Raw genomic sequence first — 26,995 nt, 5'->3', positions numbered from 1 at the left:
GGCGGGCGGTGGCGGTGTTGACCGCTGCCGTGCTGGGCGTCACCGGCCAGCCCGCGCTCGCCGCGCCGGCTCAACCGCCGGTGGCGCACCGGGCCGCCGTCGACCCGGCGCTGCTCGACCAGCTCGGCGCCACGTCGACCGCACCCTTCCTGGTCTACCTGGCCGACACCGCGCCGTTGGCGCAGGCCAGCCGGCTGCGTGACCCCGACGCCCGGGCCGGCGAGGTACACCGTCTGCTCACCACCACGGCCACCCGTACCCAACGCGACCTGCGTACGCTGCTCGACGATCGCAAGGTGCCGCACACCTCGTACTGGATCGCCAACGCGGTGCGGGTCGAGGGCGACAAGGCACTGCTCGACGAGATCGCCCGCCGGCCCGAGGTGGCCCGGATCGAACCGAGCCGCAGCTACCCGCTGGTCCGGCCCACCGCGACCGAGACCGCTCGGGCGCGCACCGCCGCCGTCGAATGGGGACTGACAAACATCGGCGCACCGCGGGTGTGGGACGAGTTCGGCACCCGTGGCGAGGGCGTCGTGGTGGCGAACATCGACAGTGGCGTGCGCTACGACCACGCCGCCCTCGTCGGCTCCTACCGGGGCAACCTCGGCGGCGGCAGCTTCGACCACGCGTACAACTGGTTCGATCCGGCCGGTGTGTGCGCCGGCACCGCACCCTGTGACAACAACGACCACGGCACCCACACCATGGGCACCATGGTCGGTGACGACGGCGCGGGCAACCAGATCGGCGTCGCCCCCGGCGCGAAGTGGATCGCCGCAAAGGGCTGCGAGTCGAACGACTGCTCCGACGCCTCGCTGCTCGCCGCCGGCCAGTGGGTGCTCGCGCCCACCGACGCCAACGGCCAGAATCCCCGGCCGGACCTGCGGCCCGACATCGTGAACAACTCCTGGGGCGGCGACGGTGGTGACCCCTGGTACCAGCAGACCGTGGCCGCCTGGCGGGCCGCCGGCATGTTCCCCGTCTTCTCCTCCGGCAACGACGGTCCGGCCTGTGGCAGCGCCGGCTCACCTGGTGACTACACCGACGCGTACGCGGTCGGCGCGTACGACGTGAACAACGTGATCGCCGGTTTCTCCGGGCGCGGCTCCGGAACCGACCCGCTGAAGCCGAACATCGCCGCCCCCGGCAGCAGCGTCCGGTCCAGCGTTCCCAGCGGCGGATACGCCTCGTTCAGCGGCACGTCGATGGCCGCGCCGCACGTCGCCGGCACGGTGGCGCTGCTCTGGGCGGCGGCACCCGGGCTGCGCGGGGACCTCGCCGCGACCGAGGAGCTGCTGGACCGTACGGCCCGCGATGTCGACGCCACCACCTGCGGTGGCACGCCGGCCGACAACAACGTCTTCGGTGAGGGGCGGCTCGACGCGTACGCGGCGGTGCGGGACGCACCCCGTGGACCGGTCGGCCGGGTCACCGGGGTGGTCACCGACTCCGGTGACGACGGCCCGCTCTCCGGTGCGACGGTGACCGACGGCACCCGCAGCACGACCACCGACGACGACGGGCGCTACGCGCTCACCCTGCCGGCCGGCGAGACCACGCTCACGGTCAGCGCCTACGGTTACGCCGACGAGTCGGCTACCGTCACGGTGCCCGACGGTGACACCGTCAGTTTGGACTTCGCCCTGCTGGCCACGCCGGCGGTCACGGTGAGCGGAAAGGTCACCGACGGTTCCGGCCACGGCTGGCCGCTGTACGCCAAGATCGAGGTGGCGGGCCGGCCCGGTGATCCGGTCTTCACCGATCCGGTGACCGGCCGGTACTCCGTCACCCTGCCCGGCAACACCTCGTACCGGCTGACCGTGACCGCGCAGTACCCGGGCTACCGCACCGTCACCCGTGAGGTGGCGGTCGGCGGTGACGCCACCAAGATCAATGTGGCGGTACCGGTCGATGCCGCCTGCAACGCCGCCGGCTACACGGCACAGTTCGGTACGCCGTTGCTCACCGAGAGCTTCGACGGCACGAGCGCGCCGCCCGGCTGGAGAGTGGAGAACCGCACCGCCTCTGGCGGCTGGGTCTTCGACGATCCCGACTCCCGAGGCAACCTCACCGGCGGCACCGGCGGCTTCGCCATCATCGACAGCGACGCCCTCGGTTCCGGCAACACGCAGGACACCGACCTGATCGCCCCGCCGGTCGACCTGTCCACGACGGCCGCACCGGTGCTGCGGTTCCGCAGCGACTGGCGGGCCGTCGGCATCAGCGACACCGCCGACATCGACGTTTCCACCGACGGCGGGGCCAACTGGACCAACGTCTGGCACCAGACCGCCAGCCGGCGTGGCCCCCGGATCGAGGAGGTACCGCTCGACCCGGCCGCGAACGCCGCTTCCGCGCTGTTCCGCTTCCGGTTCAAGGGCACCTTCGCCTGGTGGTGGCAGGTGGACGACGTGGAGGTGGTCAACCGCGAATGCTCGCCGGTGCCCGGCGGGCTGGTGGTAGGCACCACCACGGACCGCAACACCGGTGACCCGCTCAACGGCGTGACGGTGGCCAGCGACCACCGTCCCGAGGACCGGGCGGTCTCGGCGGCCACGCCCGAGGACCCGGCCGAGCCGGACGGCTTCTACTGGCTCTTCTCCGGACTCACCGGCACCCACCCGTTCACTGCGGACCGCACCCCGTACGCGCCGGTCACCAAGGAGGTGACGGTCACCGCCGACCGGGTCAAGCGGGCCAACTTCGCCCTCGCCGCAGGCCGGCTGACGGTCAGCCCGACGTCGATCGAGTCACATCAGCCGTACGGCAGCAGCCGCACCACCCGGGTGACGGTTCGGAACAGCGGTACCGCGCCGGCCAGCGTCGACCTGCTGGAACGGGCCGGTCAGTTCGAACTGCTCAGGCGCGACGGCGCGCCGCTGCGGGAGCAGAAGATGAAGGGGATCAGCAAGGCCCGCACCGGCACCCCGTACGGCGGGGCGGCATCCCAGGCCGCTACCGCCGAGGACGAGGCGTGGACCGAGATCGCCAAGCTGCCGGCGTCGATCTACGACAACGCCGCCGCGTGGCTGGACGGGAAGATCTACTCGGTCGGTGGTGGCGGTGGCACCGGCACCGAGCGCAAGGCATGGGTGTACGACCCTGCGCCGGGTGCCTGGACCGCCCTGCCCGACCTGCCGACGGTACGGTCCAAGCCCGCTGCGGCAGCGGTCGACGGCAAGCTCCACGTGATCGGAGGTTGGGGCGCCGATGACGCCACAGTCGCCACGGTCGACGTCTTCGACCCGGCCAGCGGCACGTGGAGCACCCTGCCGGGAGTGACCAATCCGGCCCCGGTCGCGGCGGCCGGCTCGGCCGTGGTCGGCGGCAAGGTGTACCTGGTGGGTGGCTGCGCCGACGCCACCTGCACCGACAGCGACGGCCTGGTGGTGTTCGACCCGGCCACCGGCTCGTTCAGCACCGGTGCCGCCTATCCACACCCGGTGTCGTGGCTGGCCTGCGGCGGGATCGGTGCCTCGGTCTACTGTGCCGGTGGCACGGGCAGCACGGAGTACACCGACGCCTACCGGTACGACCCCGCCGCCGACAACTGGAGTCCGCTGCCGGACCTGCCGGTGGAGCTGTGGGGCTCGCAGTACGCGGCGGCCGGCGGGCTGCTGGTGCTGGCCGGTGGGGTGACCGACGGCTCGACGGCGGTCACCAACCGGACGGTCGGCTTCGACCCGGTCACCGGCGCCTGGCGTGACCTGCCCAACGCCCGGTTCAGCCGGTACCGGGGGGCCGCCACCTGCGGCGCGTACAAGATCGGCGGGTCACCCAGCTCCTTCGTGGGCAGCGCGGACAGCGAACGGCTCGATGGTCTGGAGCTCTGCGCAGCCGAGGCCGACCTGCCCTGGCTGGACAGTTCCCCGGCCACCTTCACCCTCGCGCCGGGCGAGTCGCGGACGGTGACCGTCACCCTGACGGCCACCGAGGCGGCGGGCGTCGCCCAACCGGGCCGGTACGCGGGCGAACTCGCCATCGCCTCCGACAGCCCCTACCCGGTCACCCCGGTCTCGGTGGAGATGAACGTGTCGCCGCCGGCCAGCTGGGGCAAGATCCGGGGCACCGTCACCGGCACCACCTGCGGCGGTGTCACGGTCGGTATCCCGGCGACGGTACGGGTGAACCTGATCTCGGCCGGCACCGGAACCACCCTGACGGCCGACGGCAACGGCCGCTACGCCTGGTGGCTGCCGAAGGGCCGCTACGAGGTCATCGTGGCCAAGGACGGCTGGGTACCGCAGGTACAGCGCCACCGCATCGAGGCGGGCATCGTCGGCACGCTCGACTTCGCCCTTGAGCCCGCCTCCACCTGTACCAGAGCCACCGGAATCTGACCCGACCCACACGGCGGGGCGCCGGCCCGCACGGGCCGGCGCCCCGCCCCCGACCCCCGCCAACACCCACCCGCCCGGAACCCCGGGCAACACCGCGCCCGGAACCCTGGAAAGCGCCTCGCCCGGGCAACGCCTCGCCCCCGGACCCTGGGCAGCGCCCCCGGGCCAGCGGCCCGGAACCCCCGGCAACGCCGCGCCCGGAACCCCCGGCAGTTTCAGGGATACTGCTGTATCCGGCGTCGTCGAGGCAGCAACATCAGCGAAGTTGCTGCCTCAGCCTCGCGGGGGCGGAGGCGGGGGCGGGGAGCGCGCAGGGCGCGGCGGGCGGCGGGCAGCGCACGGCGGGCAGCGCGCAGCGCGGGGCGGCGGGGGGCGTGCGGGGCGGCGGGGGGCGTGCGGCGCGGGGAGTGCGCAGCTCAGGGCGGGGTGGGGTGCAGACGGCGGGTGGCCCGCATCCTCTTGGGAGGGATGCGGGCCACGAGGCCGATCAGAGCGGGTCAGCCAGAGCTGTCAGTCGGTGACGGTGACGGCCACCTCGTTGATGCCGCGACCGGCGGTCACGGTGGTGTCTCCGTTGCCCTGACGGGAGAGTGCCCGCAACGTCCAGGCGCCGGGCGCGGCGAAGAAGCGGAACTGGCCGGCCGGTGAGGTCACCACCTCGGCGGTGAACTCACCTGTCGAGTCGAGGAGACGGACGTACGCGCCCGGCACCGCCTCGCCCTCCGCGGAGCGGACGACCCCGGTGATGACGGTCTCCCGCTCCAGGTCGAGGCCGGCCGGCAGCGGGGCGGCCTGATCGGGAGCCGCGCAACCGGCGGCGGCGGTGCTTGCTGCTGTGGGTGCGGTCATCTCAGGCCTCCCCCGGCTCATCGCCGAGCGCCACCGGCACACCGACAAGCGAGCCGTACTCGGTCCACGATCCGTCGTAGTTCTTCACGTTGCGGTGGCCGAGCAGCTCCTGGAGCACGAACCAGGTGTGCGAGGAACGCTCGCCGATGCGGCAGTAGGCGATGGTCTCCTTGCCGTCGTCCAGCCCGGCCTCGCCGTAGATCTTGCGCAGCTCGTCGTCGGACTTGAAGGTGCCGTCCTCGTTGGCCGCCTTCGACCACGGCACGCTGATCGCGGTCGGGATGTGGCCGCCGCGCTGTGCCTGCTCCTGCGGCAGGTGGGCGGGGGCGAGCAGGCGGCCGGCGTACTCGTCGGGGCTACGCACGTCGACCAGGTTCTTGGTGCCGATCGCGTCGACGACCTCGTCCCGGAAGGCTCGGATGCTGGTGTCCGGCTCGCTGGCGACGTACTGCGTCGCCGGGCGGGTCACAGCGTCGGTGACCAGCGGCCGGGCGTCCAGCTCCCACTTCTTACGACCACCGTCGAGCAGCTTGACGTCGCGGTGGCCGTAGAGCTTGAAGTACCAGTACGCGTACGCGGCGAACCAGTTGTTGTTGCCGCCGTAGAGGACGACGATGTCGTCGTTGCTGATGCCCCGCTCGGACAGCAGCGCCTCGAACTGGGTCTTGTTGACGAAGTCCCGGCGGACCGGGTCCTGGAGGTCGTTCTTCCAGTCCAGCTTGATGGCACCGGCGATGTGGCCGGAGTCGTAGGCCGAGGTGTCCTCGTCGACCTCGACGAAGACGACGCCCGGGGCGTCGAGGTTCTTCTCGGCCCACTCGGCCGAGACGAGTGCGGTGTCGCGACTCATCAGATCACTCCCTGGTGAGGATGGATGGTGAGCCAGCGCGCGGAGATCGGGATGTCAAGGTGTCGCACCACGCGCGGGACCCATAGCTCGGAACGGATCACGGGTTCGTGCGACGGCGCCGCTGCCGGGCGTCCGGTGGGGTGCACCGGGAACGAGGTACGCGTGCCCCTGGTGCCTTGGCCGCTAGGCGGCCCGAGTCAGCCCCGCCGTCAGATGACGGGGCGACACAGGCAGGTGGCCACGCGGCACAGGTCGACCGCGCGCCGTTTGGTGAGGAGCGTCCCCATGAGCAGGGAGCCTACCAGCGATCCCAGATATCTCTATCGGGCCGACCAGCATCCGGGACGCCGAGCCGGTGGTCAGCCGACCGAGTTGATCGGCACGTCCCGTGCGTCGGCGGTCACCGTCAGCCCCTGCGGCTGCGGCCGGACCTCGCGGACGGTGAGCTGGAACGGCAACTCCGGCAGGGGCACGTCGACCGAGATGCTGCGGGCGAAATTGCTCACCAGGGTGCGGGCCAACGGCACGTCCGGCAGCCCCTCGGCGTCCAGGTCGTCGAACTGCAGGGCCACCTGCCCCTGCTCACCGACGACGATGTCGGCGGTGCCGGTGACGGTCAACCGCTGGCCGAGGATGTCCACCGGGGCGGTGACGGCGAGCTGCCCGTCCCGCTCACCGAGGGTCAGCCCCTCCCGATCGAGCAGGGCCGACAGGCTCTGGTAGCTGATGGTGCCGGTGCCGTTGACCGTCTCGGCCACGACCTCACCCTGGCCGGTGCGCAGGGTGTCCAGCGAGGCCCGCACGTTTCGGGCGTCGACGTCCAGACTGGGCAGTGCGACCGCGTCGCCCTGCACCGAGGCCCGCACGTCCCGCAGCTTGATCGAGATGCGCTCGTACCGGCCGTCGAGCACCTGGGTGAGGAACGGGAAGCCACCCACCTCGACCTCGGGTGGCGAGGATTGCGCGCCCTGCTCGGCGACCTGCTGGCGCACCTCGTCGGCGATGGTGCGCTCAGCCACGCTCGCCGCCACCCGGTCGGCGATGGCGATCAGTCCGGCGAGCACGAGCAGCAGGACGACGAACCCGATCAGCACCTTGCGTCCACGTCGCCGCGGCCGCCGTTCGTACGTCTGCTCCTGCTCCACGCCGTCTCCTGTCTCGTCGTACCTCGATGCCGCCAGCGGTGGACCGGTGGTACCCGTGGTCCGGATTTCTCAATCGCGCGGCCGGACGGTCGCCGCGCTGACGGTCAGAGCACCAGCCGACACATCAGGTACGCGGCCGGCGCCGCCATCGCGAAGCCACCGAGGGGCCCCTGCACGTGCCGTACGGCCCAGACCGACGGCACTTCACCGGCCATCAGCCGGCCCGCCTCGGCGTAGCTCACGGCGAGGTCGGCCAGCACGGCCACGACGGCCGCCACCAGGCCGATGATCGCGGCCCGGGTGGGTGTGAACGGGGTGACCAGGTAGCCACCGAGAAGCGCGCTGATCAGCGTGCCGACCATCGCGCCGCCAACCACCCCCGCCGCCCCCCTGGGCACCTGGGGGGCCAGCCTCGGCCAGGCCGCGACGGCGTCGGTCACCCGGGCGACGGTGAGCGCCACGCCGGCCGCGGTCAGGCAGACGGCGATCGTCTGGGTGCCCGCCGGGATCCGGCTGAGCATGATGAGCGTGGCCAACGCGACCACTCCGAACACGATGGTCGCGGTGGTCCGCAGCGAGTCGGTCACCCGGACCCGGTCCACCCGTCGGACCAGTTGACCGAGCACCGCGGCGAGCACCCCGCCGACCGCGAGGTAGAGCAGCGGTGCCAACCGGGCCTCAGCCGACCGTACGGCCACCACGTCGGCCGCCACCGCGGTCACCGCGCCGACCCCGAGGACGACCGCCAGTGCCGGTGGCCTGGTGACCATGGTCCAGACGAGCACGAACAGCGCCTGCACGGCGAGCACCACGAGGGTGAAGGGCAGCCGGTGCCCGGGGATGGACGTCTGCGCGGCGACGACCAGGCCGAGACCGAGCAGCGCGGCAAAGCCGCCGATGGCGAGGGAGAGCTGCCGGCGTACCTCGACCGGTGGTTCCTCCTCCTCGTCGTCGGCATCCGCCTCGTCGTCGGCGCGGCGGGCCGAACCGCCGCGGCGCAGGCGGCGGGGGCCACGCGAGGGCCGCTCGTCGGTCTCCACGGCCGGACCGGTACGGGGCGCCGAGCCTCCCGGGACGGACGGATCCTCGGCCCACGGGTCACGGCCGGTCTCGGACGAGTTGGAGGGAAACACCCACCGATCGTGCCAGACCAACCTCACATCGCGGGTGCCAGCGTTTCCGCGACGTTAAAACCTGGGCCGCGATCAGGGGCAGATAGGGCAAAGAGGAAACCGCGCCAGGGTCGTACGCGAGCAATCGGTTACGCTCAACGGCGAAACCCGCCCGTCAGCGACGCCGGGACCCACGGAAGTTCCCAGCGCCACACCCCGCAGGAGTGCCGCTGGTCGCGCGCGGCCGCAACGGGCCGCCGGGACGGAGGTGATCGTGGAGATCCTGCTGTTGGTGACCGCACGGGCAGGCGAACCATCCGCAGTGCTACCGGCACTGGACCTGCTGCCGCACTCGGTCCGCACCGCACCCCGCGATGTCCGCACCCTGGTTGCCGGCCCGAGCCCGGACGCCGTGCTGGTCGACGCCCGCTCCGAGCTGAGCGAGGCCCGGGCCACCTGCCGGATGCTGCACGCCACCGGGCTCGGCGTGCCGCTGGTCGCGGTGGTCACCGAGGCTGGCTTGATCGCACTCAACGCCGACTGGGGCGTCGACGACGTCATCCTCGCCTCGGCCGGCCCCGCCGAGGTGGAGGCCCGGCTGCGGCTCGCGGTCGGCAGGCTGAGCAACGCGACCGCCGGCGCCGGCGGATCCATCCGGGCCGGCGAGCTGATGATCGATCCGGACACCTACGCGGCGAAGCTCAAGGGCCGCCCGCTCGACCTCACCTACAAGGAGTTCGAGCTGCTGAAGTTCCTCGCCCAGCACCCGGGGCGGGTGTTCACCCGCGACCAGTTGCTGCGCGAGGTGTGGGGTTACGACTACTTCGGCGGCACTCGGACGGTCGACGTGCACGTGCGTCGCCTGCGCGCCAAGCTCGGCTCCGAGTACGAGTCGATGATCGGCACAGTCCGGCAGGTGGGTTACAAGTTCGTGGTGCCGTCGTCGCGGACCTTGTCGGAGGCTGCCGAGCACTCGCCGCTACCGATGCGGGCCCTCACCGTCGAGGGCTAAATTTCCTATATGCCCTTTTTGGTCGACTAGTGCGCCTTATGGTGACTGCCAGTTGACCAGCGGGGGGCATTGGTGGGCGGTAACCAGGTGGGGGCGGCACGGGCCGTCGGGATCATCACGCTCGTGGTGACGGCGGTCCTCGGCACGGCGTACCTGCTCGGACGAAGCCTGGTGCCGGAGGCGACGCGGACCGACACCGCCGTCACCGCGACCGGCGCCGATCACCCCGAGTACGCGGACCAGTCGGCCCCGATCGACGCCGAGCCCGACGCCACCCGCGCACCCGACACCGGGTCGGACGGGTCGCAGCGCACCGACGAGCAGGGGCAGGACCCGAACTTCGGCCCGATGGGCACCCGTGTGAGCACCGGCGACGCCGGTGTCGCGCTCACCTTCGACGACGGACCGCACCCCGACTACACCCCTCAGGTTCTCGCGATCCTGCGGGACTACCACGTCACGGCCACCTTCTGCGTGGTCGGCAAGAACGCCCAGGCGTACCCCTGGCTCGTCGAGCAGATCGTCGCCGAGGGGCACACCCTCTGCAATCACAGCTGGGACCATGACGTCGCCCTGGGCGCCCGGTCGATCGAGTGGATCCGCGCCGACCTGATGCGGACCAGCGAGGCGATCCGCGCCGCCGTGCCCGACGCGCCGATCGCCTGGTACCGGCAGCCGGGCGGCGCCTGGACCTACTCGGTCATCTCCGTCTCCCGTGACCTCGGCATGGCACCGCTGCACTGGACGCTGGACCCGTCCGACTGGCGGGCGCCGGGCGCCACCCGGATCGCCGCCTCCGTGCTCAACGGGGTACGACCCGGCTCGATCGTCCTGCTGCACGACGCGGGTGGCGACCGTCAGGGCACCGTCAACTCGTTGTACCGGATCCTGCCGGAACTGGCCGGCCGGTTCGACGTTCAGGCGCTGCCACCGCGCGGACTGTGACGGGGGTACCAACCGTCCCTCCGGGCGGCGCACCTCCGGTGCGGTTACGGTGATGCGATGAGCAGCACCCAGTCGGGCATCGACCAGGTCAGCCGCGTCGACCGACTCGGCCCGGCGGAGATCACCGACGTGCTGGCGCTCGCCCGGACGGCCGGCGACGCCGACGGGGCGGACCCGATGGACGAGCACGTGCTGCTCCGCCTGCGCGACGAGCACGCTGCCGCGAGCCACCTGGTTGCCCGCTCCACCGACGGCACGCTCACCGGGTACGCGCACCTCGACACGACCGACCCCGACAGCGGCGTCGGCGTGGAGCTGATGGTGCACCCGGCGTACCGGCGGCGCGGTACCGGACGGGCGCTGGCCCGGGGGGTGCTGGCCACCGCCGCCGGGCCACTGCGGGCGTGGGCGCACGGCGACCACCCCTCGGCCGCTGCCCTCGCGGTCGACCTCGGATTTCACCGCGCCCGGGTCCTCTGGCAGCTACGTCGACCGCTCGCCGCGCCGCTACCCGAACCGCGCCTGCCCGACGGGGTGACGCTGCGCGCGTTCCGCCCCGGCAGCGATGAGGAAGCCTGGTTGACGCTTAACGCGCGGGCCTTCGCCGACCATCCGGAGCAGGGTCGGTGGACCGCCGATGACCTGCGGGTACGCCTCACCGAACCGTGGTTCGACCCGGCCGGCTTCCTGCTCGCCGTCGAGTCGGCGACCGGCCGGCTGCTCGGCTTCCACTGGACCAAGGTGCACGAGCGACCCGGCTCCGCCCGCATCGGCGAGGTGTACGTGCTCGGGGTGGAGCCCGCCGTGCACGGCGGCGGGCTCGGCCGGGCCCTGACCATGGCCGGGCTGGCGTACCTGCGCGACCGACGCGGACTGGACCGGGTGATGCTGTACGTCGACGAGTCGAACACCGGCGCGGTGGCGCTCTACGAGCGGCTCGGCTTCGCCCGCTGGTCCGCCCACGTCAACTACCAACTCGGCTGATCCGTCCGGTCAGGGCAGGTGGAACCGGGGCCGGTCGGGGTCGGACAGATCCAGCCGGGGCGTGATCGCGGTGACCGCGTCGCGGTCCGCCGCCGCCGCTGCCACCGCGGCGAGATCGGCGCAGGCGGCCACCTCGCCGAGGGTGACCAGGGTCGGCGGGAGCATGGTCAGGTCGCCGGCCGCCGCCTGCCGGCCCGCCTCGTCGGGCCGGATCCACAGCGTGTGGTCGGCCTCACCGGAGACGTCGCGGGTCCGCTGTCCCTCGGGCAGCAGCGCCACGAAGAAGTACGTGTCGAACCGACGTGGCTCGAATTCCGGGGTCACCCAGCGGCTCCACGGCAGCAGCAGGTCCGACCGGAGGGTGAGCCCGCGCCCGGCGAGCAGGTCGGCGAACCCGGTTCGCCGCTGTTCCAGGTCGGCCCGGGCAGCCTCCCAGCCGTCGTCGCTGACATCGCCGACGACCCGCGTCGCGTCCGGCCCGGCGAGCAGCACCCCCGCCTCCTCGAAGACCTCGCGGGCCGCCGCGCAGACCACCGCCTGCGCCGCCGCCGGAGCCAGCCCGAGGCGTACGCCCCAGTCCCTCGGTGCCGGGCCCGCCCAGTCCAGGTGGGTGGTGGAGTCCGAGGGGTCCACTCCACCACCTGGGAAGGCATACATGCCGCCGAACGCCATCGCCACGACCCGGCGGATCAGGTAGACCTCGAAGCCCTCGTCGGCCGGGCGGAGCAGCAGCACGGTGGCGGCCACCCTGGGTACCGCAGGCACCGCGCCAGAGGCCCGGAACCTGCGGGCGTGCTCCACCAGCGCGGGCGGAGCCGGGAAGCCACTGTCGGTCGTCATGCGCCGAGACTAGGCCCTGGTCCCGACCCGTGGATGCCCAGTACAGCCCTCTGCTGATCTTCGGTAGCGTCGCGCCATGACTCGTTGGGGCATCCTGGCCACCGGCCACATCGCCGCCCGCTTCGCCGAGGACCTCCGGCTGGTGCCGGGGGCCGAACTCGTCGCGGTCGGTTCCCGCACCGCCGAGACCGCGGAACGCTTCGCGGACCGGCATGCCGTACCACGGGCGTACGGCTCCTGGGCGGAACTGGCTGCGGACGCCGACGTCGACGTGATCTACGTCGCCACCCCGCACGCCGCCCACCACGAGGCGGCCCTGACCTGCCTCACCGCCGGCCGGCCGGTGCTGGTGGAGAAGCCGTTCACCCTCGACCTGGCCACCAGCACCGAACTCGTCGACACCGCCCGCGCCGCCGGGGTCTTCCTCATGGAGGCGATGTGGATGCGGTGCAACCCGCTCATCCGGCGGGTCTGTCAACTGATCGCCGACGGCGCGATCGGCACCCTGACCGGGGTCCGGGCCGACTTCGGCGTCGCCGGCCCCTTCCCGCCCGAGCACCGGATGCGCGCCCGGGCGCTGGGCGGTGGCGCTCTGCTGGATCTCGGCGTCTACCCGATCAGCCTGGCTCACCTGCTGCTGGGCACGCCGCAGCACGTACGGTCCTGGGCGAAGCTGGGTCCGGAGGGTACGGACGAGAACACCGGCCTGGTCTTCGGCTACGACTCCGGTGCCGTGGCCACGTTGAGCTGCGGCATGGTGGGGGCCACCGGGCTCACCGCCTCGATCACCGGCAGCACCGGTCGGATCGATCTGCCCGAGCCGTTCTTCCGACCCGACAGGTTCACCCTCCACCGGGGCAACGCGGAGCCGGAGACGATCACCGAGGAGCTGGTCGGCTCGGGCTACCAGCACGAGGCCATCGAGGTGCAGCGGTGCCTGGCCGAGGGGCTCACCGAGAGCCCGTTGGTACCGCACTCGGCCACCCTGGAGATCATGGGGCTGCTGGACGACATCCGCGCCCAGATCGGCGTCTCCTACATCTGACGGCCTGTCGAAGGGCCCCTGGGGCGTCCCAGGGGCCCTTCGACCGTGCTCAGCTGAAGATGGGACGGACCAGGAAGTACATCAGGGCACCGATCGAGCCGGCCGCCGGGAAGGTCAGGATCCAGGCGCCGATGATGTTGCCGGCCACGCCCCAACGCACGGCGGAGAGCCGCTTGGTGGCGCCGACACCCATGATCGCCGAGGTGATCGTGTGCGTGGTCGAGATCGGCGCACCAAGCACCAGGGCGTTGAAGTAGAGCACGCCGCTGGCCACGGTCTCGGCCGCGAAACCCTCCGGCGGACGCAGGTCGATGATCTTCCGGCCCAGGGTCCGGATGATCCGCCAGCCGCCGGCGTAGGTGCCGGCCGCCAGCACGGCCGCCGAGGTCCAGAACGCCCACTCCGGGATGTAGGTGGCATCGTCCTGGTAGCCACCGACAAAGAGGGCGAGCACCACGATGCCGATGGTCTTGGCGGCGTCCTGCATGCCGTGGCCGACCGACATGGCCGCCGCCGAAGCGGTCTGTGCCCAGCGGAAACCGCGGTTGAGCTTGCCCGGGTGCCCGTTCCGGAAGACCCACTGCACCGCGATCATCACGATGTAGCCGAGGATGAAGCCGACCATCGGCGACAGGATCATCGGGATGATCACGCTCTCGCCGATGCCGGTCCAGAGCACGGTGCCGGAGGCGGCCACGGTTGAGCCGACCAGGCCACCGATCAGGGCGTGCGAGGACGACGAGGGCAGGCCGAAGTACCAGGTGATGAGGTTCCAGGTGATCGCGCCGATCACACCGGCGAAGACGATGCCGAGGCTGGAGACGCCGGTAGGCAGCTCGACCAGGCCGCTGCCGACGGTCTTGGCGACCTCGGCGCCGAAGTGGGCGCCGATGAAGTTGCCGACCGCCGCCATGGCCAGGGCGACCCGGGGTGTCAGCGCTCGGGTGGAAATGCTTGTCGCGATCGCGTTGGCGGCGTCGTGGAAGCCGTTGGTGTAGTCGAACACCAGGGCCACCCCGATCACCGCCAGCACGGCGATGAGCTCGGGACTCACAGGATCAGGACTCCTTGACCGCGATGGTCTCGACCGTGTTGGCGACGTGCTCGAAGGCGTCGCAGGCGGCCTCCAGCTCGTCGGCGACCTCCTTCATCTTCAGCACGGTCAGCGCGTCGTACTCACCGGAGAAGAGCCGCACCAGCAGCATCCGGTAGGCCTGGTCGCCGTCGTTCTCCAGTCGGTTGATCTCGATCCAGTAATCCTCAAGATCCTTCATCGACTTGAGTCGGGGCATCGCGTCGGCGGTCAGCTTCGCCTGCTGGTCGAGCACGTGCACCAGCTCGTGCATCTCCCGGGGCAGCGACGGCAGCTTGGTCAGCCCGTAGAGGTAGAGCAGGTTGCCCACCGCCTCCAGGTGGTCCATGACGTCGTCCAGGAGCGAACCGAGCCGGTAGATGTCCTCGCGGTCGAAGGGGGTGACGAAGGTGGAGTTGATCTTCTTGTACAGATCGTGGGTGATCTGGTCGCTGTCGTGCTCCACCTCGGTGAGCCGCTCGCTCACCGACTGCACCTCGACATCGGGCAGGGCCAGCTCGTTGAGCAGCTCGGTACCCCGGACCAGATTCTGCGCGGCCCTGGTGAAGAGCTCGTAGAAAGCGCCCTCGTTGGGGCGGAAGGAAAACCTCACAGCACGGACCTCGTCGTGTCGGGTGGAAGGGGTGGCGGCCGTCGCTCCGGCGCCCTGCTGAGGGGAATGCTAGGGAACCGTCAGATCGGCGATTATCCGGCCCACCCCTGGCCAGATAGCATTCACCGCTCGTTCAACTTCCGTTCACCTTCACCGGCCCCGTGGTTCCCATCAGTCGCTCGCGTTCCCGCTCGATGTCGAAGTCGGCTGGCGGATACCCCAGATCAAGAGTGTCGAACGTCTCACGCAGCAGGTGCGCCACCGCCCAGTCCCGGTACCACTTGCGGTCCGCCGGCACCACGTACCACGGCGCCAGGTCCGTACCGCACCTGGCGAGCACCTCGGCGTACGCGGCCTGGTAGTCGTCCCACCTGGCCCGGGCGTCGACGTCGGACGGGTGGTACTTCCAGTGTTTGGTCGGATCGTCGAGGCGGGCCAGCAGCCGCTCTGCCTGCTCGGCGTTCGAGATGTGCAGGAAGACCTTGACCACGGTCACCCCGGTGTCGGTCAACTCCCGCTCGAACTCGCCGATCTCCGCGTACCGGGGTCGCCAGACCTCCTCCGGCGCCCGCTCCTGGACCCGGGGCACCAGCACGTCCTCGTAGTGCGAGCGGTTGAAGACCCCCAGGCTGCCCGGCGGCGGCAGGGCCCGGCGGATCCGCCACAGGAAGTGGTGCCGCAGTTCCTCGACGGTCGGCGGGCCGAACGCCCGGATGTGCACGCCGAGCGGATTCATCGCCCCGACCACCCGCTTGACCGTGCCGTCCTTGCCACCGCAGTCCATCGCCTGGAGCACCAGCAGCACCCGCCGACCGGCACCCGGGTCGGCCTTCGCGCCAGCGAACAGCATCTCCTGCTTCCGGGCCAGTCCCGCACCCAGCCGGGTGAGCTGCCGGCGGGCCCAGGTCTTGCGGTCCGGCCCGGTCACCTCCGGGCCGGGCAAGCCCGGAGTCGAGCGGGGATCGATCTCCGCGAGGTCCACCGGGCCACCGGGCCGTACCCGGAGCAGGTCGCGTACCGCGCCGCCGTTCGGCGCCACCACGTCAAAGCCACAGTCGTCCACCATCGGAGCATCATCACCCGCCCGCCGCCGGTCCGCGCGACGGAGTCGCATCGTGCCGGGGCGCGGGGCCGGGGATGTCGGGGACGGTCCGCCCGCCGGCAGCGGTCAGACCACCAGGGCCAACCACTTGCGGTACGAGGTGGCAAACGGCTCCGTGCCATCCCCGAGCGCGCCCAACAGCCAGCGTGCCGCCGCCTCAGCCTCCACCACCAGGTCGTCGGGATACCCGAAGCGGGCCCGGTGCTCGGCGAACTCGTCCTCGTCGCGCAGCTCGACCAGGCCGGTCTCGCGACGCCGGACCACGTCCAGGTCGAGGTCAATCAGATGAACCGTGTCCTCGCCCTCCCACCGGGCCGGGCTGGCGATGTCGCAGTAGACCTCGCTGGTGCGGGGCGGCGGGTTGAACATGCCTGTCCACCAGGCGTGGTGCGGCACCAACAGCACGAAGGGAATCTGCTCGACCGACGGCCGGCCGTGGTAGACCGAGCTGGTGCCGGCCGGCACGCCGAGCCAGATGCCGAGATCGTCCTCGGCCAACCGACGGGCCGGGTAGTCGCGGTGGGCGCTGCCGTCGAACTTGCGGTAGATCACACGGATCACGTCGCTCGGCATGAGTCGCACCCTAGCCGATTCCGCCCACGCCTCGCCGTCGGGAAGTTACCGGACGACATGGCGATATTCCGTGCCGCGCGACCGCGACACGGCCTGCTCGGTACCGACCGCGTCCGCCCCGGCGGGTACCGTGCCACGGTGACTCCGCCCCGCACCGCCACCGCCACCGGCAACGCCCGCGACAAGGCACGTCGGCGGAGCGACCGGCTGGGCGGCGCCGAGCTGTTGTCCGCTGCGGTCGGCGCCGTCCCCGGCGGTACGGCCCGTCCGGGCCAGCAGCGGATGACCGCGGCGATCGAGGAATGCGTCAGCACCGGTGACCACCTGCTGGTGCAGGCCGGCACGGGCACCGGCAAGTCCCTGGCGTACCTCGCCCCCGCGTTGACTGTGGACGGCCCTGTGGTGGTCTCCACCGCCACCCTGGCGTTGCAGTCCCAGCTGGTGGAGCACGACCTGCCCCGGTTGGCCGACGCCGTCGAACCGTTGCTCCGACGCCGCCCCACGTTCGCCGTGCTGAAGGGCCGCCACCACTACCTCTGCCTCGCCCGGCTGGAGAACTCCACGGCGGACGAGCCGGAGGACACTCTCTTCGACGCTCCGGCCGAGCGCCCCGGCGGCACCCGCTGGCTCGGTGAGGCCGGCCGGCTGGGCAAGCAGATTCAGCGCCTGCGGGACTGGGCCCTGGAGACCGACACCGGTGACCGCGACGAGTTGGACCCGGGCGTCGACGACCAGACGTGGCGGCTGGTCTCCATGCCCGCCCGCGAGTGCGTCGGCGCGTCCCGCTGCCCGTACGGTGCGGAGTGCTTCGCCGAGGCTTCCCGGGCCCGGGCCCGGGAAGCGGACATCGTGGTGACCAATCACAGCCTGCTCGCGGTCGACATGCTCGCCGGCCGACACATCGTCCCGCCGCACCGGCTGTTGGTCGTCGATGAGGCCCACGAACTGGCGGACCGGGTCTCCTCGGCGGCCCAGGCGGAGCTGACCCCGGAACTGATCGACAGGTCCGCCCGGCGGGCGCGGCCGCTGCTGCGCCCGGAGACGGCCGAAGCGCTGACCGCATCGGGTGACGCCCTCGCGGTCGGGTTGGCCGAGGCACCGGTCGGGCGGATCACGAGCGGGTTGCCCGGCCCGCTACGGGAGGCCTGCACGCTGTTGGACGCCGCCACCCGTACCGCTCTGGACAGCATCGGCGACGTCAAGGCCGACGACCCCGACCCGGTACGCAAGCAGCAGGCCAAGGCCGTCCTCGACGAGTTGTCCACCACCGCTCAGCGGTTGCTGGAGGAGGCCGAGCACGACGTGGCCTGGGTGGAGCGCAACGACGTGACCGGACGGCGGGCACTTGTGGTGGCGCCGCTCTCGGTTGCCGGCACCCTGGCCACCCACCTCTACGACGAGCGGACCGTGGTGGCCACCTCGGCCACGCTCGCGCTCGGCGGGCGGTTCGACACGGTCGCCCGGGCACTGGGCCTCGACTCGCCTCCGCCCGGCCCACCGTCGCCGGCCGCCGCCGCCCTCGCCCAGGCCACCCGGCGACCGTCCACGCCGGACGATTCGGCGGGTGCTACGACACCGAGCCCGCCGGACCCCGCCGACGGGTTGACGGACTCCGGGCTCGGGTGGCGTTCACTTGACGTTGGCTCGCCGTTCGACTATCCCCGGCAGGGCATCCTCTACGTGGCCGCCCACCTGCCCCGCCCGGGGGCCTCCGGGCTGCCCGAGGCCGCCGGGGAGGAACTGCTCGCGCTGGTCACCGCGCTCGGTGGGCGTACGCTCGGGCTCTTCTCCTCGCGCCGGGCCGCGCAGCAGGCGGCGGAGCTGCTGCGCGCGCGGACCGACCTGCCGGTGCTGCTTCAGGGTGAGGAGACGCTGCCGCTGCTGGTCCGACGTTTCCGCGAGGAACGGTCGAGCTGCCTGTTCGGGGTGATGTCGTTGTGGCAGGGCGTCGACGTGCCGGGCGACGCGTGCCAGCTCGTGGTGATCGACCGGCTTCCGTTTCCTCGCCCCGACGAACCGCTCGCTGCGGCCCGGGCGGCGGCGGTCGACGCGCAGGGCGGCTCCGGCTTTGCCGCGGTGAGCGTCCCGATCGCGGCGGTTCGGCTCGCACAGGGCGTGGGCCGGTTGATCCGGGCCAGCGGTGACCGGGGCGTGGTGGCGGTGCTCGACTCCCGACTGGAGACGGCCCGCAGCTACGGCTCGTTTCTCCGCCGCTCGTTGCCCCCGTTCTGGTACACGACCCGCCCGGAAGTGGCCCGGGGCGCGCTGACCCGCCTCGCCGCGAGCTGATCCGGCCGACGGCGCAGCCCGGCGACCGCCGGACCGGGTCAGGGTGCCCGGGCGGCGACGACGACGGCGTCGGGCGGGGTGTCCGGAACGCGCCGGGCGGCGAGGCGGCGTACCGCCGTGTTGAGCACCGCGATGATGGGCACCGCCACCAGCGCGCCGGTGATCCCGGCGAGTACGACGCCGGCCGCCAGACCGATGATCACTGCGAGCGGGTGGATGGCGACCGCCCTACCCATGATCAGCGGCTGGAGGATGTGTCCCTCCACCTGCTGCACACCGATCACCACGCCCAGAATGATCAACGCGGTGACCGGGCCGCTGTCGACCAACGCCACAAGCACCGCCACGCCCCCGGAGAGGGTCGCACCGACGATCGGGATGAACGCGCCGAGGAAGACCAGGGCGGCCAGCGGAAAGGCGAACGGGATGTCGAAGATGACCAGGAAGATGCCGATGCCGACGGCGTCGATGAAGGCGACCAGCACCGTCGCCCGGACGTAGGCGACAAGCGTCGCCCAGGCGGCGCGACCGGCGTCGTCGACCTTCCAACGCGCGGCAACGGGCAGCAGCCGGACCAGGAACCGCCAGATGATGTTGCCGTCGCGCAGGAAGAAGAAGGTGGCGAAGAGGACCAGCACCGTGCCGGTCAGCACCTCGGCCAGGGTGGCCGCGGTGGAGAGGGCACCGCTGGTGAACCGCTCGGTGTTGTTGTCGACCCACCGCTGGGTCTCCTCGATGTACCGGTCGAGGTCGTTGTCCGACAGGTGCAGCGGCCCGGTCTTGAGCCACTCCTGGATCTGCTGCAACCCCTGGGTGGACTTCGCGGTCAGTTCCGGAACGCCCTTGATGAACTCGTTGACCACCAGGGTGAGCGTGCCGATCACCGCGGCCAGCCCGGTCACCAGCACCACCGCGGTCGCCAGGGATCGCGGCAGGCGGGCCCGCAGCAGCCAGCCGACCGCGGGTGCCAGCAGCGCCGACAGCAGCAGCGCCACCGCCAACGGGATGATCACGATGCTGATCGTGCCGACGAGCTTCAGCAGCGCCCAGAAGACGATGCCGATGACGATCAGCCGCCAGCACCACGCGGCGGCGATCCGCAGTGCGTGCGGCACGTCGGCGTCGTCCCGACTGGAGGTGGAGTTGTGCAGCGCGGTGGGCGTCTCGGCACCGACCACCGTCGCCGCCGCCGGTGCCACCGGCCCAGGGTTCGACGGCGACGCCAGGCCGGGCGGCTCCGAGACGTCGGCGGGACTCTGGCGACCCGCTCTGACCGATTCCCGGCCCGACTCGTACGCGCGACGCAGCCGTCCGCGTATCCGCTCGAAGCGGCTCAAGCGCACCTCCCGGCAGATCGGCCTGCGCACTGCGTCAGGTCGGACAGGATACGCCCGACCAGGCAACGGTAGGACGAATTCGCCACCCACAGTGCCCCGCCCGACCGGTCCGCTAACCAGGTGACCACCGACGGCCCACGGGGGACGACACGGTAGCGTCTGCGGCGTGACCGCCGATCCGAACCTCGACTCCGGCCTGCCCATCCGACTGCTGCACGACCGCGTGCTGGTGCGGATGGAGGGCAGCGAAGGCGAGCGGCGTTCCAGCGCCGGCATCGTGATTCCTGCCACCGCGGCGGTGGGCAAACGCCTGGCGTGGGCCACCGCCGTCGGGGTCGGGCCCAACGTACGCTCCATCGTCTCCGGCGACCGGGTGCTCTTCGACCCCGATGACCGATCCGAGGTCGAGCTGCACGGCCGTGGTTACGTGCTGCTGCGCGAACGCGACGTGCACGCGGTGGCCGCCGAGCGGATCGAGGAGAACGCGACAGGTCTCTATCTCTGACCGGCTTCGGTCCCCTCGAACGGCCCACGCGTCGTTTGCCGCGCTCCCCGGCGGGAAGCCAGCCGCACCACCGGCCTGGGGAGGGACGATGCCGGTATTCGTGAAAAAGGTGCTGGCCTGGGGAAGCCTCGCGTTTCTGATCTACTTCATGGCGTTCCGGCCGGAGGGCGCCGCACAGATGTTCAAGGCCATCGGTGCGGCCCTGATGATGATGGCCCAGGGGCTCGGCGACTTCCTCACCAGCCTGATGACGTGAGCCCACCGAGCGGCGCCCCGGTCACCGGCCGGGCCGGAACCGGGCGGACGGGGGCGGTCAGCGGTGGCCGGGTGGCCAGGGGGCGGCGGGACGGGGGCCGTACCAGCCGGGGTGGCCGTATCCGGCGGGGAACGCGGGCGGCGGGGGCGGCGCGGTGAGCACCACCGGGATCGGGACCACCGGCTCCTCGGGGGCCTCGACCGCCCGCTGCGAACCGTCCGGGAACCGCAGGTGGTAGCGGTGCCCGTCCCAGACACCGACCGGCGACTGCGGGTCCCGGCCCACGAAGTACGACCGGTACGCGGCGATGGAGTGGAGCAGTTCCTGTTCCTCCCGGGCCGTCCGGTCCCGGTCGACGGGGCGGCGGTCCAGACCTCGGGTGGCGCCGTCCCGAAGCAACGCCAACCGGGTCGCCGCGAACTGGTAGCCACGCATCGCCCGTAGACCGGCGTCGCCGGCCACCCGCCGGGCCCACACCCGGGCCGCGTGTCGTCGACCGAGGCTGCTCAACGCGGCCACCTCGGGTGGCGTGAGCCAACCGGCCCGGACGTAGTCCGGCAGCACCCGCTCGGTGAGCCGTCCCTCCCAGGCCCGCAGCCACACCGCCAGGCCGACCATGCCGAAGAAGATCGGAACCATCACGCCGACGAAGCCGAAGAGCGAGATCAGCACCTGACCGGTGGCCTGGGTCAGCGTCGGCAGCAGGTTCCACGTCCCGTGCAGCATCATCGCCAGCAGCAGCCCGGCGACCGGGGCGAAGAACCGCACCCGACGGTCCGCCGACCGTGCGGCGATACCGAGCCCGATACCGGCCATCGAGGTGAACAGCGGATGGGCGAACCCGAAGAGCAGGATCCGGACGATGAAGATGGCGATGACCTGTTGCGCCCCGGTCGCCGGCCCGTACTGCTCGACGCCCGAGGCGTACCCGAGCCCGCCGAGGTAGAGGATGTTCTCCACCATCGCGAAGCCGATCGCGGAGAGCCCGCAGTAGACCAGCCCGTCGGTGATGCCGGACCACTCCCGCCGCCGAAACACCAGCAGCAGGATCGGGCCGAGCGTCTTGGTCAGTTCCTCGATGAAGGGCGCGACCAGAACGGCGGTGAGCCCGACGGGCAGCCCCTGGTCGTCGAACCAGTTGGCGGCCGTCTCGTTGACCATCAGTGACGCGGCGGTGGAGACGAAGGCGCCCCACGCGAAGCAGAAGACCAGGTATTTCAGCGGCTCGGGTTCGTACCGGTCGAGCCAGAGGAAGCAGGCCACCAGCACCGGGACCGGCAGGATCGCGGCGGCGGTGCCGACCAGCAACGCCTCTGCGCCAAGGCTGGTGCCGAGCGTGAAGATCATGAAGATCGCGCAGGCCGCGATCAGGATGATCACCCCGATCAGCACCAGTGCCCGTCGCCAGCTGAGGCGGCGTCGCGGCATTCCGGGTACGCCACCCTCCACGCCTGGGGCGACGGGCACGGACGGCGACGGCGGCAGTGATCCGCCGGACGGGGTGACGGCCATGCGGTCAGCGTAGTCATGCCCGGCCCGTCGGGCCGGGCGCATGGCCACCCCGAGGACAGAGCGACGGCAACACCGCCAGCCGACGTGCCAGGGCGCGCCGCAGCCCCGCCAGGGACTTCGACACACGGCCTAGCCGACCGGGGGTGCGGTGGGCCGCTGTACGGCCGGTTCCGGCCCGGCCGGTGCCCCCGGTCGGTCCAGTTCACCGAAGGAGCGCCGCACCAGCCGGTTCGCCTCCTCCTGACTGATGCCGGAGGCCACCAGGAGATCACTGGCGGTGGTACGCACCTGGGCCACCACCACACTGCCGGAGAACCCCACCCCGTCGCCGTACGCCCGGCCGGCCTCGCTGACGGCGCGCAGCGACCGTTCCCGGGCCTGTTCAGGCTCCTCGCCCTGAGCGAACTCCTTCTGTAGCTGGCGCACCGCCTCGGCCAGGTGATCGACGGCGTCCGGCATCGGTTCCGGAATCGGCTCGTCGTCCTCCACCAGGGTCACCGCACGCCGGATCAGCGTGCCGCTGTTGCGCATCGCCCGGTCGATCGGGTCGGCCGCCTCCGCGTAATGGGTGAGTTCGCTGCGCCGATGCCACCGTGCCGGGGAGAGCAGCGCAGTCTCCTTGGCACCTTCGATCGCCTCGGAGAAGGTGGCCAGCTCCTCCTTGTTGTCGCGCAGCCGGTCCAGCGCGCTCTGGATCTTGCCCGCGTCGCGCTCCCGCAGCCCGTCGGCGGCGAGATCGAGCTGGGCGGCGAGCAGGTCCAGCGCCGGCCGGGCCGCCCGGTTGAGCACCCGCAGCGGGTTGAGCGGCAGCAGGATCGCGGTGACCAGCAGCGCGATGCTGCCGCCGACGATCGCGTCGATGAACCGGGGTATCTCCAGATCCTCCACCGACGGGCTGAGCGTCACGATCAGCACCGCGGTCGCCGCGGCCTGGATGACGATGGCGACGCTGCCCCCGGCGAAAACGGTGAGCACGATGGCGGAGGTGACCACCAGCCCGAGCTGCCACGGCCCGGTGCCGAGGAAATAGATCAGCAGGTCGCCGACGAACACCCCGACGCCCACCCCGAGGATCAACTCGATGGTCCGGCGGAACCGCTGACCCACCGAGACGGCCAGGGTGCCGACGGCGGAGATCGGGGCGAAGACCGGTTGCGGATTGCCCAGCAGCTCATGCGCGGCCACCCAGGACAGCCCGGCGGCCAGACCCGCCTGCGCGGCCAGGCCGAGTGACAGGCGCACCCGATGCAGGCGGTCGCGCAGGGTCGCCTTGCTCCGGTGATGCAGCTGCGCCATGGTCCCGGCGATCCGAGCCGTGTCGACGTCGGACCGTCCGTCGCGCGCGCCGTCTCGGCGCAGCAGCCGAGAAAGTCCGCGCCGGGCCACCGTCATGGCCGGGACTACCCACCTGACGCCCGGACATTCCCGCCGAAGCGGCACATCACTCCGGACGGCGGCACCGGATCACGGCTCGTCGCCGGGATCGGGCAGACTCGGGCCGGTGACAGGGTTGATCGCGCGATGGCGTACCGCCGCCCGGGCTGCCGGAGCGGGTGACCCCGCGTCGGTCGACGCCGCCGGGGCGGAGTTGCTCGAACGGTGGCGGGAGCCGCATCGGCACTACCACACGATCGCGCACCTGGCCGCCGTGCTCGACGTGGTCGACCGGTACGCCTCGACCGCGTCGCGACCCGACCTGGTGCGACTCGCCGCGTGGTGCCACGACGCGGTGTACGACCCCCGCGCGGCGGGTGACCGGAACGAGCAGGACAGCGCGGCGCTCGCCGACGCCCTGCTCACCCGGTTGGGGCTGCCTCCCGCCGAGGTGGCCGAGGTGAAGCGACTGGTCCTGCTCACCGCTGGTCACGTGGTGGCTCCGGCGGACGCCGACGGCGCGCTGCTCTGCGACGCCGACCTGGCCGTGCTGGCCGCGTCACCACCGGAGTACGACAGGTACGCCGCCGCGATCCGCCGGGAGTACGCCCACGTGCCCGAGCCGGACTACCGGGCCGGCCGGGCCCGGGTGCTCTCCGGCCTGCTCGCCCTGCCCTCCCTGTACCGCATTCCCGCATTGGCCGCCCGCTGGACCCACCCGGCCCACACCAACCTCACCCGCGAACTGACCCACCTCACCCCCTGACAAGCCCCACCACCCCGCCCCGCCCCGATCATGCAGTTACGGCAGGCGTTATGGATGCTTCGTCCGCTTTGATGCGTACCACGCCTGCATGATCGGCGGCGGGGGCGGTCGGGGGAAGCGGCGGGCGGGAGGGGCGAGTGGGGCGGGAGAGGTGTTTCGGGCGGCGCAGGTTGGCAGCGCGCAGGAGGCGGACGATGTCGCGGCTGGGTACGACCTGAGCACCGAGCCAGACAGCCATCGGGAAGCGCTCGGCGGGAATGTCGTAGTGATCCCGGTCGAAGCCTCGCCCGGGGGCGCCCAGCATCTCGGCGAAGACGTGCAGTTCAGCCAGGGCGACATCGCTGATCAGGTGCGACCAGAGCCGGCCGCGCCCCGGCCAGGCCGGCCGGTCCACGTAGATCACCCCGCCACCGTACCCGCCGCCGACTCAGGTTGATGATCACAAGTGGCCGGTCGTAACCTCGGCCGCATGGCCACCTCCCCGCTCCTCGACGACCTGCGTGCCGCCCTCGGGCCGGACGCGGTGCTCACCGATCCTGACCTGCTGCGCGGGCACGAGCGGGACGAGGCCGACCTGTGTGCCTCGGCCACGCCGCTGGTGGTGACCCGGCCGAGCAGCACCGAGGAGGTCGTCGCGGTGGTCCGGGCGGCCGGGCGGCACGGCGTGCCGGTGGTGCCGCAGGGTGCCCGTACCGGGCTGGCCGGCGCGGCGAACTCCGTCGCCGGCGCGGTGGTGATCAGCACCACCTCGATGAACGCGATCCTGGAGATCGATCCGGTGAGCCGGATCGCGGTCGTCCAGCCCGGGGTGGTCAACGCCGTGCTCACCGCCGCCGTGGGTGAGCAGGGTCTGTGGTACCCGCCCGACCCGGGCTCCTGGGAGTCGTCCACGATCGGCGGCAACGTCGCCACCAACGCGGGCGGCATGTGCTGCGTCAAGTACGGCGTGACCACCGAGTACGTGCTCGGCCTGGAGGTGGTGCTCGCCTCCGGCGAGGTGCTGCGTACTGGGCGGCGCACCGCCAAGGGCGTGGCCGGCTACGACCTGACCCGGCTCTTCGTCGGCTCGGAGGGCACCCTCGGAGTGATCACCGAGGTCACCGTGGCGCTGCGACCCGCGCCCGCGGAGTCGCTGACCCTGGTGGCCGTGTTCGGCTCGACCGCGGGCGCCGGCGAGGCGGTGGCCCGGATCGCGGCCCAGGGACTCTCCCCCAGCCTGCTGGAACTGCTCGACCGCACCCATCTGGGGGCGATCGAGGCGTACCGGCCGATGGGGTTGCGCACCGACGCGGAGGCGCTGCTGCTGGCCGCCGCCGACACCGGTCCCCGAGCGGCGGCGGACCTGGCCGAGTTGGCTGCGGTCTGCGAGGCGGCCGGCGCCGAGGAGGTGTACGCGGCCAGCGACGCCGTGGAGGCCGCCGCGCTGTTGCAGGCCCGCCGGTCGGCTCACCCGGCCATGGAGAAGTACGCCGCGGAGGCGTACCCGGGCGGCAGCGGCGGCCTGATCATCGACGACCTGGCGGTGCCCCGGGGAGCGCTCGCCGCGCTGCTCGACGGGGTGGCCCGGATCTCGGCCGAGTGCCAGGTGCCGATCGGGGTGGTCGGTCACGCAGGTGACGGCAACATGCACCCCAACATCGTGGTCGACCGAGCCGATCCGGCGAGCCTGGAGCGTGGCCGACGGGCCTTCGACGAAATCATGCGGTTGGGGCTGGACCTGGGCGGCACCTGCACCGGTGAGCACGGCGTCGGGCTGCTGAAGCGGGACTGGCTGGCCCGGGAGATCGGTCCGGTGGGCGTACGGGTGCACCAGGCGATCAAGGCGGCGCTCGACCCGACCGGCCTGCTCAACCCCGGAAAGGTCCTCTGACCGTCGGGGCGGTTCAGCCGACCATCTCGGCGGGCGTGTTCTGCGTGAGCAGCAGCAGGATCTCCTCGGCCACCGGCGGTCGCTCCTCCCCCGGACAGTCCTGCGAGGTGATCAGACCGGCTGCGGTCAGCAGGCTGGAGGTGAGCGCGCCGACGCAGCTGACCCGGTAGCCGCGGGCCTCGTCGGTCTCCCGCGCCAAGTCCGGCTCGGCCAGCAGCTGCTGCAGCCGCTCCCGCTGCTCCTCGGTCAACGCGCCGGTCGAGGTGACTCCGTCGCCGGCACAGTCTATGCACTCCCAACGCCCGTCCGGCTCCACGTTCAGGGTGCGCAGCGGACCGTCGGCCCCGTCGTTCTGGAGCAGACTGACCCGGCCCTTTCCGGTTGTGGTGGCCCCCGCGCCGCCGGGTTGCCCGGCGGCCGGCGCACTCGCCTCCACGGGCGGTTCGGAGTTGTCGCCGAAGGGCGCACAGCCGCCGAGAGCGACCGCCAGCAGGACGATGCCGGGCAGGAATGCCAGTCGTGATCGGGAAAGCGCCATCACTCGCGGAACTTACCCCACCGTAGGTAGGAAGCGTAACCCGTCGAAGAGATATCCATGCTC

The 26,995-nt window shown here is 71.9% G+C and carries 25 protein-coding genes; 10 read left to right on the top strand and 15 right to left on the bottom strand.

What is annotated here, in order from left to right:
* Positions 1-8 precede the first annotated feature (8 nt).
* Positions 9-4,343: a S8 family serine peptidase gene (locus tag O7624_RS18505; protein WP_282236697.1), complete on the top strand. Its 4,335-nt coding sequence runs from the start codon at positions 9-11 to the stop codon at positions 4,341-4,343.
* A 510-nt stretch (positions 4,344-4,853) separates the two neighbouring features.
* On the opposite strand, the gene O7624_RS18500 is transcribed toward O7624_RS18505, so the two are convergent.
* From O7624_RS18500 to O7624_RS18485, 5 genes are all read right to left on the bottom strand, one after another.
* Positions 4,854-5,192, bottom strand: coding sequence for a DUF1416 domain-containing protein (locus tag O7624_RS18500; RefSeq protein WP_093403394.1), 339 nt, complete (start codon positions 5,190-5,192; stop codon positions 4,854-4,856).
* Position 5,193: 1 nt separating this feature from the next.
* Positions 5,194-6,042, bottom strand: coding sequence for a sulfurtransferase (locus tag O7624_RS18495; protein ID WP_093403392.1), 849 nt, complete (start codon positions 6,040-6,042; stop codon positions 5,194-5,196).
* Between the two features lie 209 nt (positions 6,043-6,251).
* Positions 6,252-6,329, bottom strand: a complete 78-nt coding sequence (locus O7624_RS30685; RefSeq protein ID WP_311202345.1) for an Ms5788A family Cys-rich leader peptide — start codon at positions 6,327-6,329, stop codon at positions 6,252-6,254.
* A gap of 72 nt (positions 6,330-6,401) precedes the next feature.
* Positions 6,402-7,187, bottom strand: coding sequence for a DUF2993 domain-containing protein (locus tag O7624_RS18490; RefSeq protein ID WP_093403390.1), 786 nt, complete (start codon positions 7,185-7,187; stop codon positions 6,402-6,404).
* A 104-nt stretch (positions 7,188-7,291) separates the two neighbouring features.
* Complete coding sequence (locus O7624_RS18485; RefSeq protein ID WP_282236696.1) at positions 7,292-8,320, bottom strand: hypothetical protein; 1,029 nt, start codon at positions 8,318-8,320, stop codon at positions 7,292-7,294.
* A 253-nt stretch (positions 8,321-8,573) separates the two neighbouring features.
* On the opposite strand from O7624_RS18485, the gene O7624_RS18480 reads away from it, so the two are divergent.
* From O7624_RS18480 to mshD, 3 genes are all read left to right on the top strand, one after another.
* Complete coding sequence (locus O7624_RS18480; protein ID WP_093403700.1) at positions 8,574-9,311, top strand: response regulator transcription factor; 738 nt, start codon at positions 8,574-8,576, stop codon at positions 9,309-9,311.
* 72 nt (positions 9,312-9,383) lie between these two features.
* Entirely contained in the window at positions 9,384-10,256 is an 873-nt protein-coding gene (locus O7624_RS18475; protein WP_282236695.1) for a polysaccharide deacetylase family protein, read from the top strand.
* Between the two features lie 57 nt (positions 10,257-10,313).
* Entirely contained in the window at positions 10,314-11,240 is a 927-nt protein-coding gene (gene mshD / locus O7624_RS18470; RefSeq protein WP_282236694.1) for a mycothiol synthase, read from the top strand.
* A gap of 9 nt (positions 11,241-11,249) precedes the next feature.
* Here mshD and O7624_RS18465 read toward each other — a convergent pair whose 3' ends face one another.
* Positions 11,250-12,080 carry an NUDIX domain-containing protein gene (locus O7624_RS18465; protein ID WP_282236693.1) on the bottom strand — a complete coding sequence of 277 codons (831 nt, stop codon included), beginning with the start codon at positions 12,078-12,080 and terminating at the stop codon, positions 11,250-11,252.
* A 76-nt stretch (positions 12,081-12,156) separates the two neighbouring features.
* On the opposite strand from O7624_RS18465, the gene O7624_RS18460 reads away from it, so the two are divergent.
* Complete coding sequence (locus O7624_RS18460) at positions 12,157-13,125, top strand: Gfo/Idh/MocA family oxidoreductase (RefSeq protein WP_282236692.1); 969 nt, start codon at positions 12,157-12,159, stop codon at positions 13,123-13,125.
* Positions 13,126-13,174: 49 nt separating this feature from the next.
* Here the strand turns inward: O7624_RS18460 and O7624_RS18455 are convergent, their stop codons facing one another.
* The 4 genes from O7624_RS18455 to O7624_RS18440 all read right to left on the bottom strand — a co-directional run bounded on the left by O7624_RS18455 (position 13,175) and on the right by O7624_RS18440 (position 16,485).
* Positions 13,175-14,179: an inorganic phosphate transporter gene (locus O7624_RS18455; RefSeq protein WP_093403382.1), complete on the bottom strand. Its 1,005-nt coding sequence runs from the start codon at positions 14,177-14,179 to the stop codon at positions 13,175-13,177.
* Positions 14,180-14,183: 4 nt separating this feature from the next.
* Entirely contained in the window at positions 14,184-14,810 is a 627-nt protein-coding gene (locus O7624_RS18450; RefSeq protein WP_093403380.1) for a DUF47 family protein, read from the bottom strand.
* A 133-nt stretch (positions 14,811-14,943) separates the two neighbouring features.
* Complete coding sequence (locus O7624_RS18445; RefSeq protein WP_282236691.1) at positions 14,944-15,876, bottom strand: PPK2 family polyphosphate kinase; 933 nt, start codon at positions 15,874-15,876, stop codon at positions 14,944-14,946.
* Between the two features lie 102 nt (positions 15,877-15,978).
* A complete protein-coding gene (locus O7624_RS18440; protein ID WP_210941193.1) occupies positions 15,979-16,485 on the bottom strand; it encodes a DUF402 domain-containing protein in 507 nt (168 codons plus the stop codon).
* Between the two features lie 138 nt (positions 16,486-16,623).
* Between O7624_RS18440 and O7624_RS18435 the strand changes: the two genes are divergently transcribed.
* Positions 16,624-18,774, top strand: a complete 2,151-nt coding sequence (locus tag O7624_RS18435; protein ID WP_282236690.1) for an ATP-dependent DNA helicase — start codon at positions 16,624-16,626, stop codon at positions 18,772-18,774.
* A gap of 38 nt (positions 18,775-18,812) precedes the next feature.
* Here O7624_RS18435 and O7624_RS18430 read toward each other — a convergent pair whose 3' ends face one another.
* Positions 18,813-20,111 carry an AI-2E family transporter gene (locus tag O7624_RS18430; protein WP_282236689.1) on the bottom strand — a complete coding sequence of 433 codons (1,299 nt, stop codon included), beginning with the start codon at positions 20,109-20,111 and terminating at the stop codon, positions 18,813-18,815.
* A 166-nt stretch (positions 20,112-20,277) separates the two neighbouring features.
* On the opposite strand from O7624_RS18430, the gene O7624_RS18425 reads away from it, so the two are divergent.
* Together O7624_RS18425 and O7624_RS18420 are read left to right on the top strand one after the other, a co-directional pair.
* Positions 20,278-20,616, top strand: coding sequence for a co-chaperone GroES (locus O7624_RS18425; RefSeq protein WP_093403375.1), 339 nt, complete (start codon positions 20,278-20,280; stop codon positions 20,614-20,616).
* Positions 20,617-20,704: 88 nt separating this feature from the next.
* On the top strand, positions 20,705-20,872 hold the full coding sequence (locus O7624_RS18420) for a hypothetical protein (RefSeq protein WP_166458800.1): 168 nt from the start codon (positions 20,705-20,707) through the stop codon (positions 20,870-20,872).
* A 57-nt stretch (positions 20,873-20,929) separates the two neighbouring features.
* Here the strand turns inward: O7624_RS18420 and O7624_RS18415 are convergent, their stop codons facing one another.
* Together O7624_RS18415 and O7624_RS18410 are read right to left on the bottom strand one after the other, a co-directional pair.
* Positions 20,930-22,426 carry a PrsW family intramembrane metalloprotease gene (locus tag O7624_RS18415; RefSeq protein ID WP_282240678.1) on the bottom strand — a complete coding sequence of 499 codons (1,497 nt, stop codon included), beginning with the start codon at positions 22,424-22,426 and terminating at the stop codon, positions 20,930-20,932.
* 87 nt (positions 22,427-22,513) lie between these two features.
* Positions 22,514-23,770: an FUSC family protein gene (locus O7624_RS18410; protein WP_282240677.1), complete on the bottom strand. Its 1,257-nt coding sequence runs from the start codon at positions 23,768-23,770 to the stop codon at positions 22,514-22,516.
* A 115-nt stretch (positions 23,771-23,885) separates the two neighbouring features.
* Between O7624_RS18410 and O7624_RS18405 the strand changes: the two genes are divergently transcribed.
* Complete coding sequence (locus O7624_RS18405; protein ID WP_282236688.1) at positions 23,886-24,524, top strand: metal-dependent phosphohydrolase; 639 nt, start codon at positions 23,886-23,888, stop codon at positions 24,522-24,524.
* A gap of 28 nt (positions 24,525-24,552) precedes the next feature.
* On the opposite strand, the gene O7624_RS18400 is transcribed toward O7624_RS18405, so the two are convergent.
* Entirely contained in the window at positions 24,553-24,927 is a 375-nt protein-coding gene (locus tag O7624_RS18400) for a DUF4031 domain-containing protein (RefSeq protein WP_282236687.1), read from the bottom strand.
* A 66-nt stretch (positions 24,928-24,993) separates the two neighbouring features.
* On the opposite strand from O7624_RS18400, the gene O7624_RS18395 reads away from it, so the two are divergent.
* Positions 24,994-26,394 (top strand): FAD-linked oxidase C-terminal domain-containing protein, encoded by a 1,401-nt coding sequence (locus tag O7624_RS18395; RefSeq protein WP_282236686.1) that lies wholly within the window; start codon positions 24,994-24,996, stop codon positions 26,392-26,394.
* A gap of 13 nt (positions 26,395-26,407) precedes the next feature.
* On the opposite strand, the gene O7624_RS18390 is transcribed toward O7624_RS18395, so the two are convergent.
* Positions 26,408-26,932, bottom strand: coding sequence for a hypothetical protein (locus O7624_RS18390; RefSeq protein WP_170863397.1), 525 nt, complete (start codon positions 26,930-26,932; stop codon positions 26,408-26,410).
* Positions 26,933-26,995: the final 63 nt, after the last annotated feature.

The sequence above is a fragment of the Verrucosispora sp. WMMD1129 genome (genome assembly GCF_029581255.1).
GTDB classification, from domain to species: domain Bacteria; phylum Actinomycetota; class Actinomycetes; order Mycobacteriales; family Micromonosporaceae; genus Micromonospora; species Micromonospora sediminimaris.
Note: the sequence above shows the minus strand (reverse complement) of the source record. Positions and strands in the feature narration are given on the sequence as shown.

Coding starts and splice junctions, on each gene's coding strand:
- O7624_RS18495 (WP_093403392.1), bottom strand. CDS start 6,042: ATGAGTCGCGACACCGCACTCGTCTCGGCCGAGTGGGCCGAGAAGAAC.
- O7624_RS18500 (WP_093403394.1), bottom strand. CDS start 5,192: ATGACCGCACCCACAGCAGCAAGCACCGCCGCCGCCGGTTGCGCGGCT.
- O7624_RS18415 (WP_282240678.1), bottom strand. CDS start 22,426: ATGCGCCCGGCCCGACGGGCCGGGCATGACTACGCTGACCGCATGGCC.
- O7624_RS18465 (WP_282236693.1), bottom strand. CDS start 12,080: ATGACGACCGACAGTGGCTTCCCGGCTCCGCCCGCGCTGGTGGAGCAC.
- O7624_RS18420 (WP_166458800.1), top strand. CDS start 20,705: ATGCCGGTATTCGTGAAAAAGGTGCTGGCCTGGGGAAGCCTCGCGTTT.
- mshD (WP_282236694.1), top strand. CDS start 10,314: ATGAGCAGCACCCAGTCGGGCATCGACCAGGTCAGCCGCGTCGACCGA.
- O7624_RS18445 (WP_282236691.1), bottom strand. CDS start 15,876: ATGGTGGACGACTGTGGCTTTGACGTGGTGGCGCCGAACGGCGGCGCG.
- O7624_RS18460 (WP_282236692.1), top strand. CDS start 12,157: ATGACTCGTTGGGGCATCCTGGCCACCGGCCACATCGCCGCCCGCTTC.
- O7624_RS18395 (WP_282236686.1), top strand. CDS start 24,994: ATGGCCACCTCCCCGCTCCTCGACGACCTGCGTGCCGCCCTCGGGCCG.
- O7624_RS30685 (WP_311202345.1), bottom strand. CDS start 6,329: ATGGGGACGCTCCTCACCAAACGGCGCGCGGTCGACCTGTGCCGCGTG.
- O7624_RS18440 (WP_210941193.1), bottom strand. CDS start 16,485: ATGCCGAGCGACGTGATCCGTGTGATCTACCGCAAGTTCGACGGCAGC.
- O7624_RS18390 (WP_170863397.1), bottom strand. CDS start 26,932: ATGGCGCTTTCCCGATCACGACTGGCATTCCTGCCCGGCATCGTCCTG.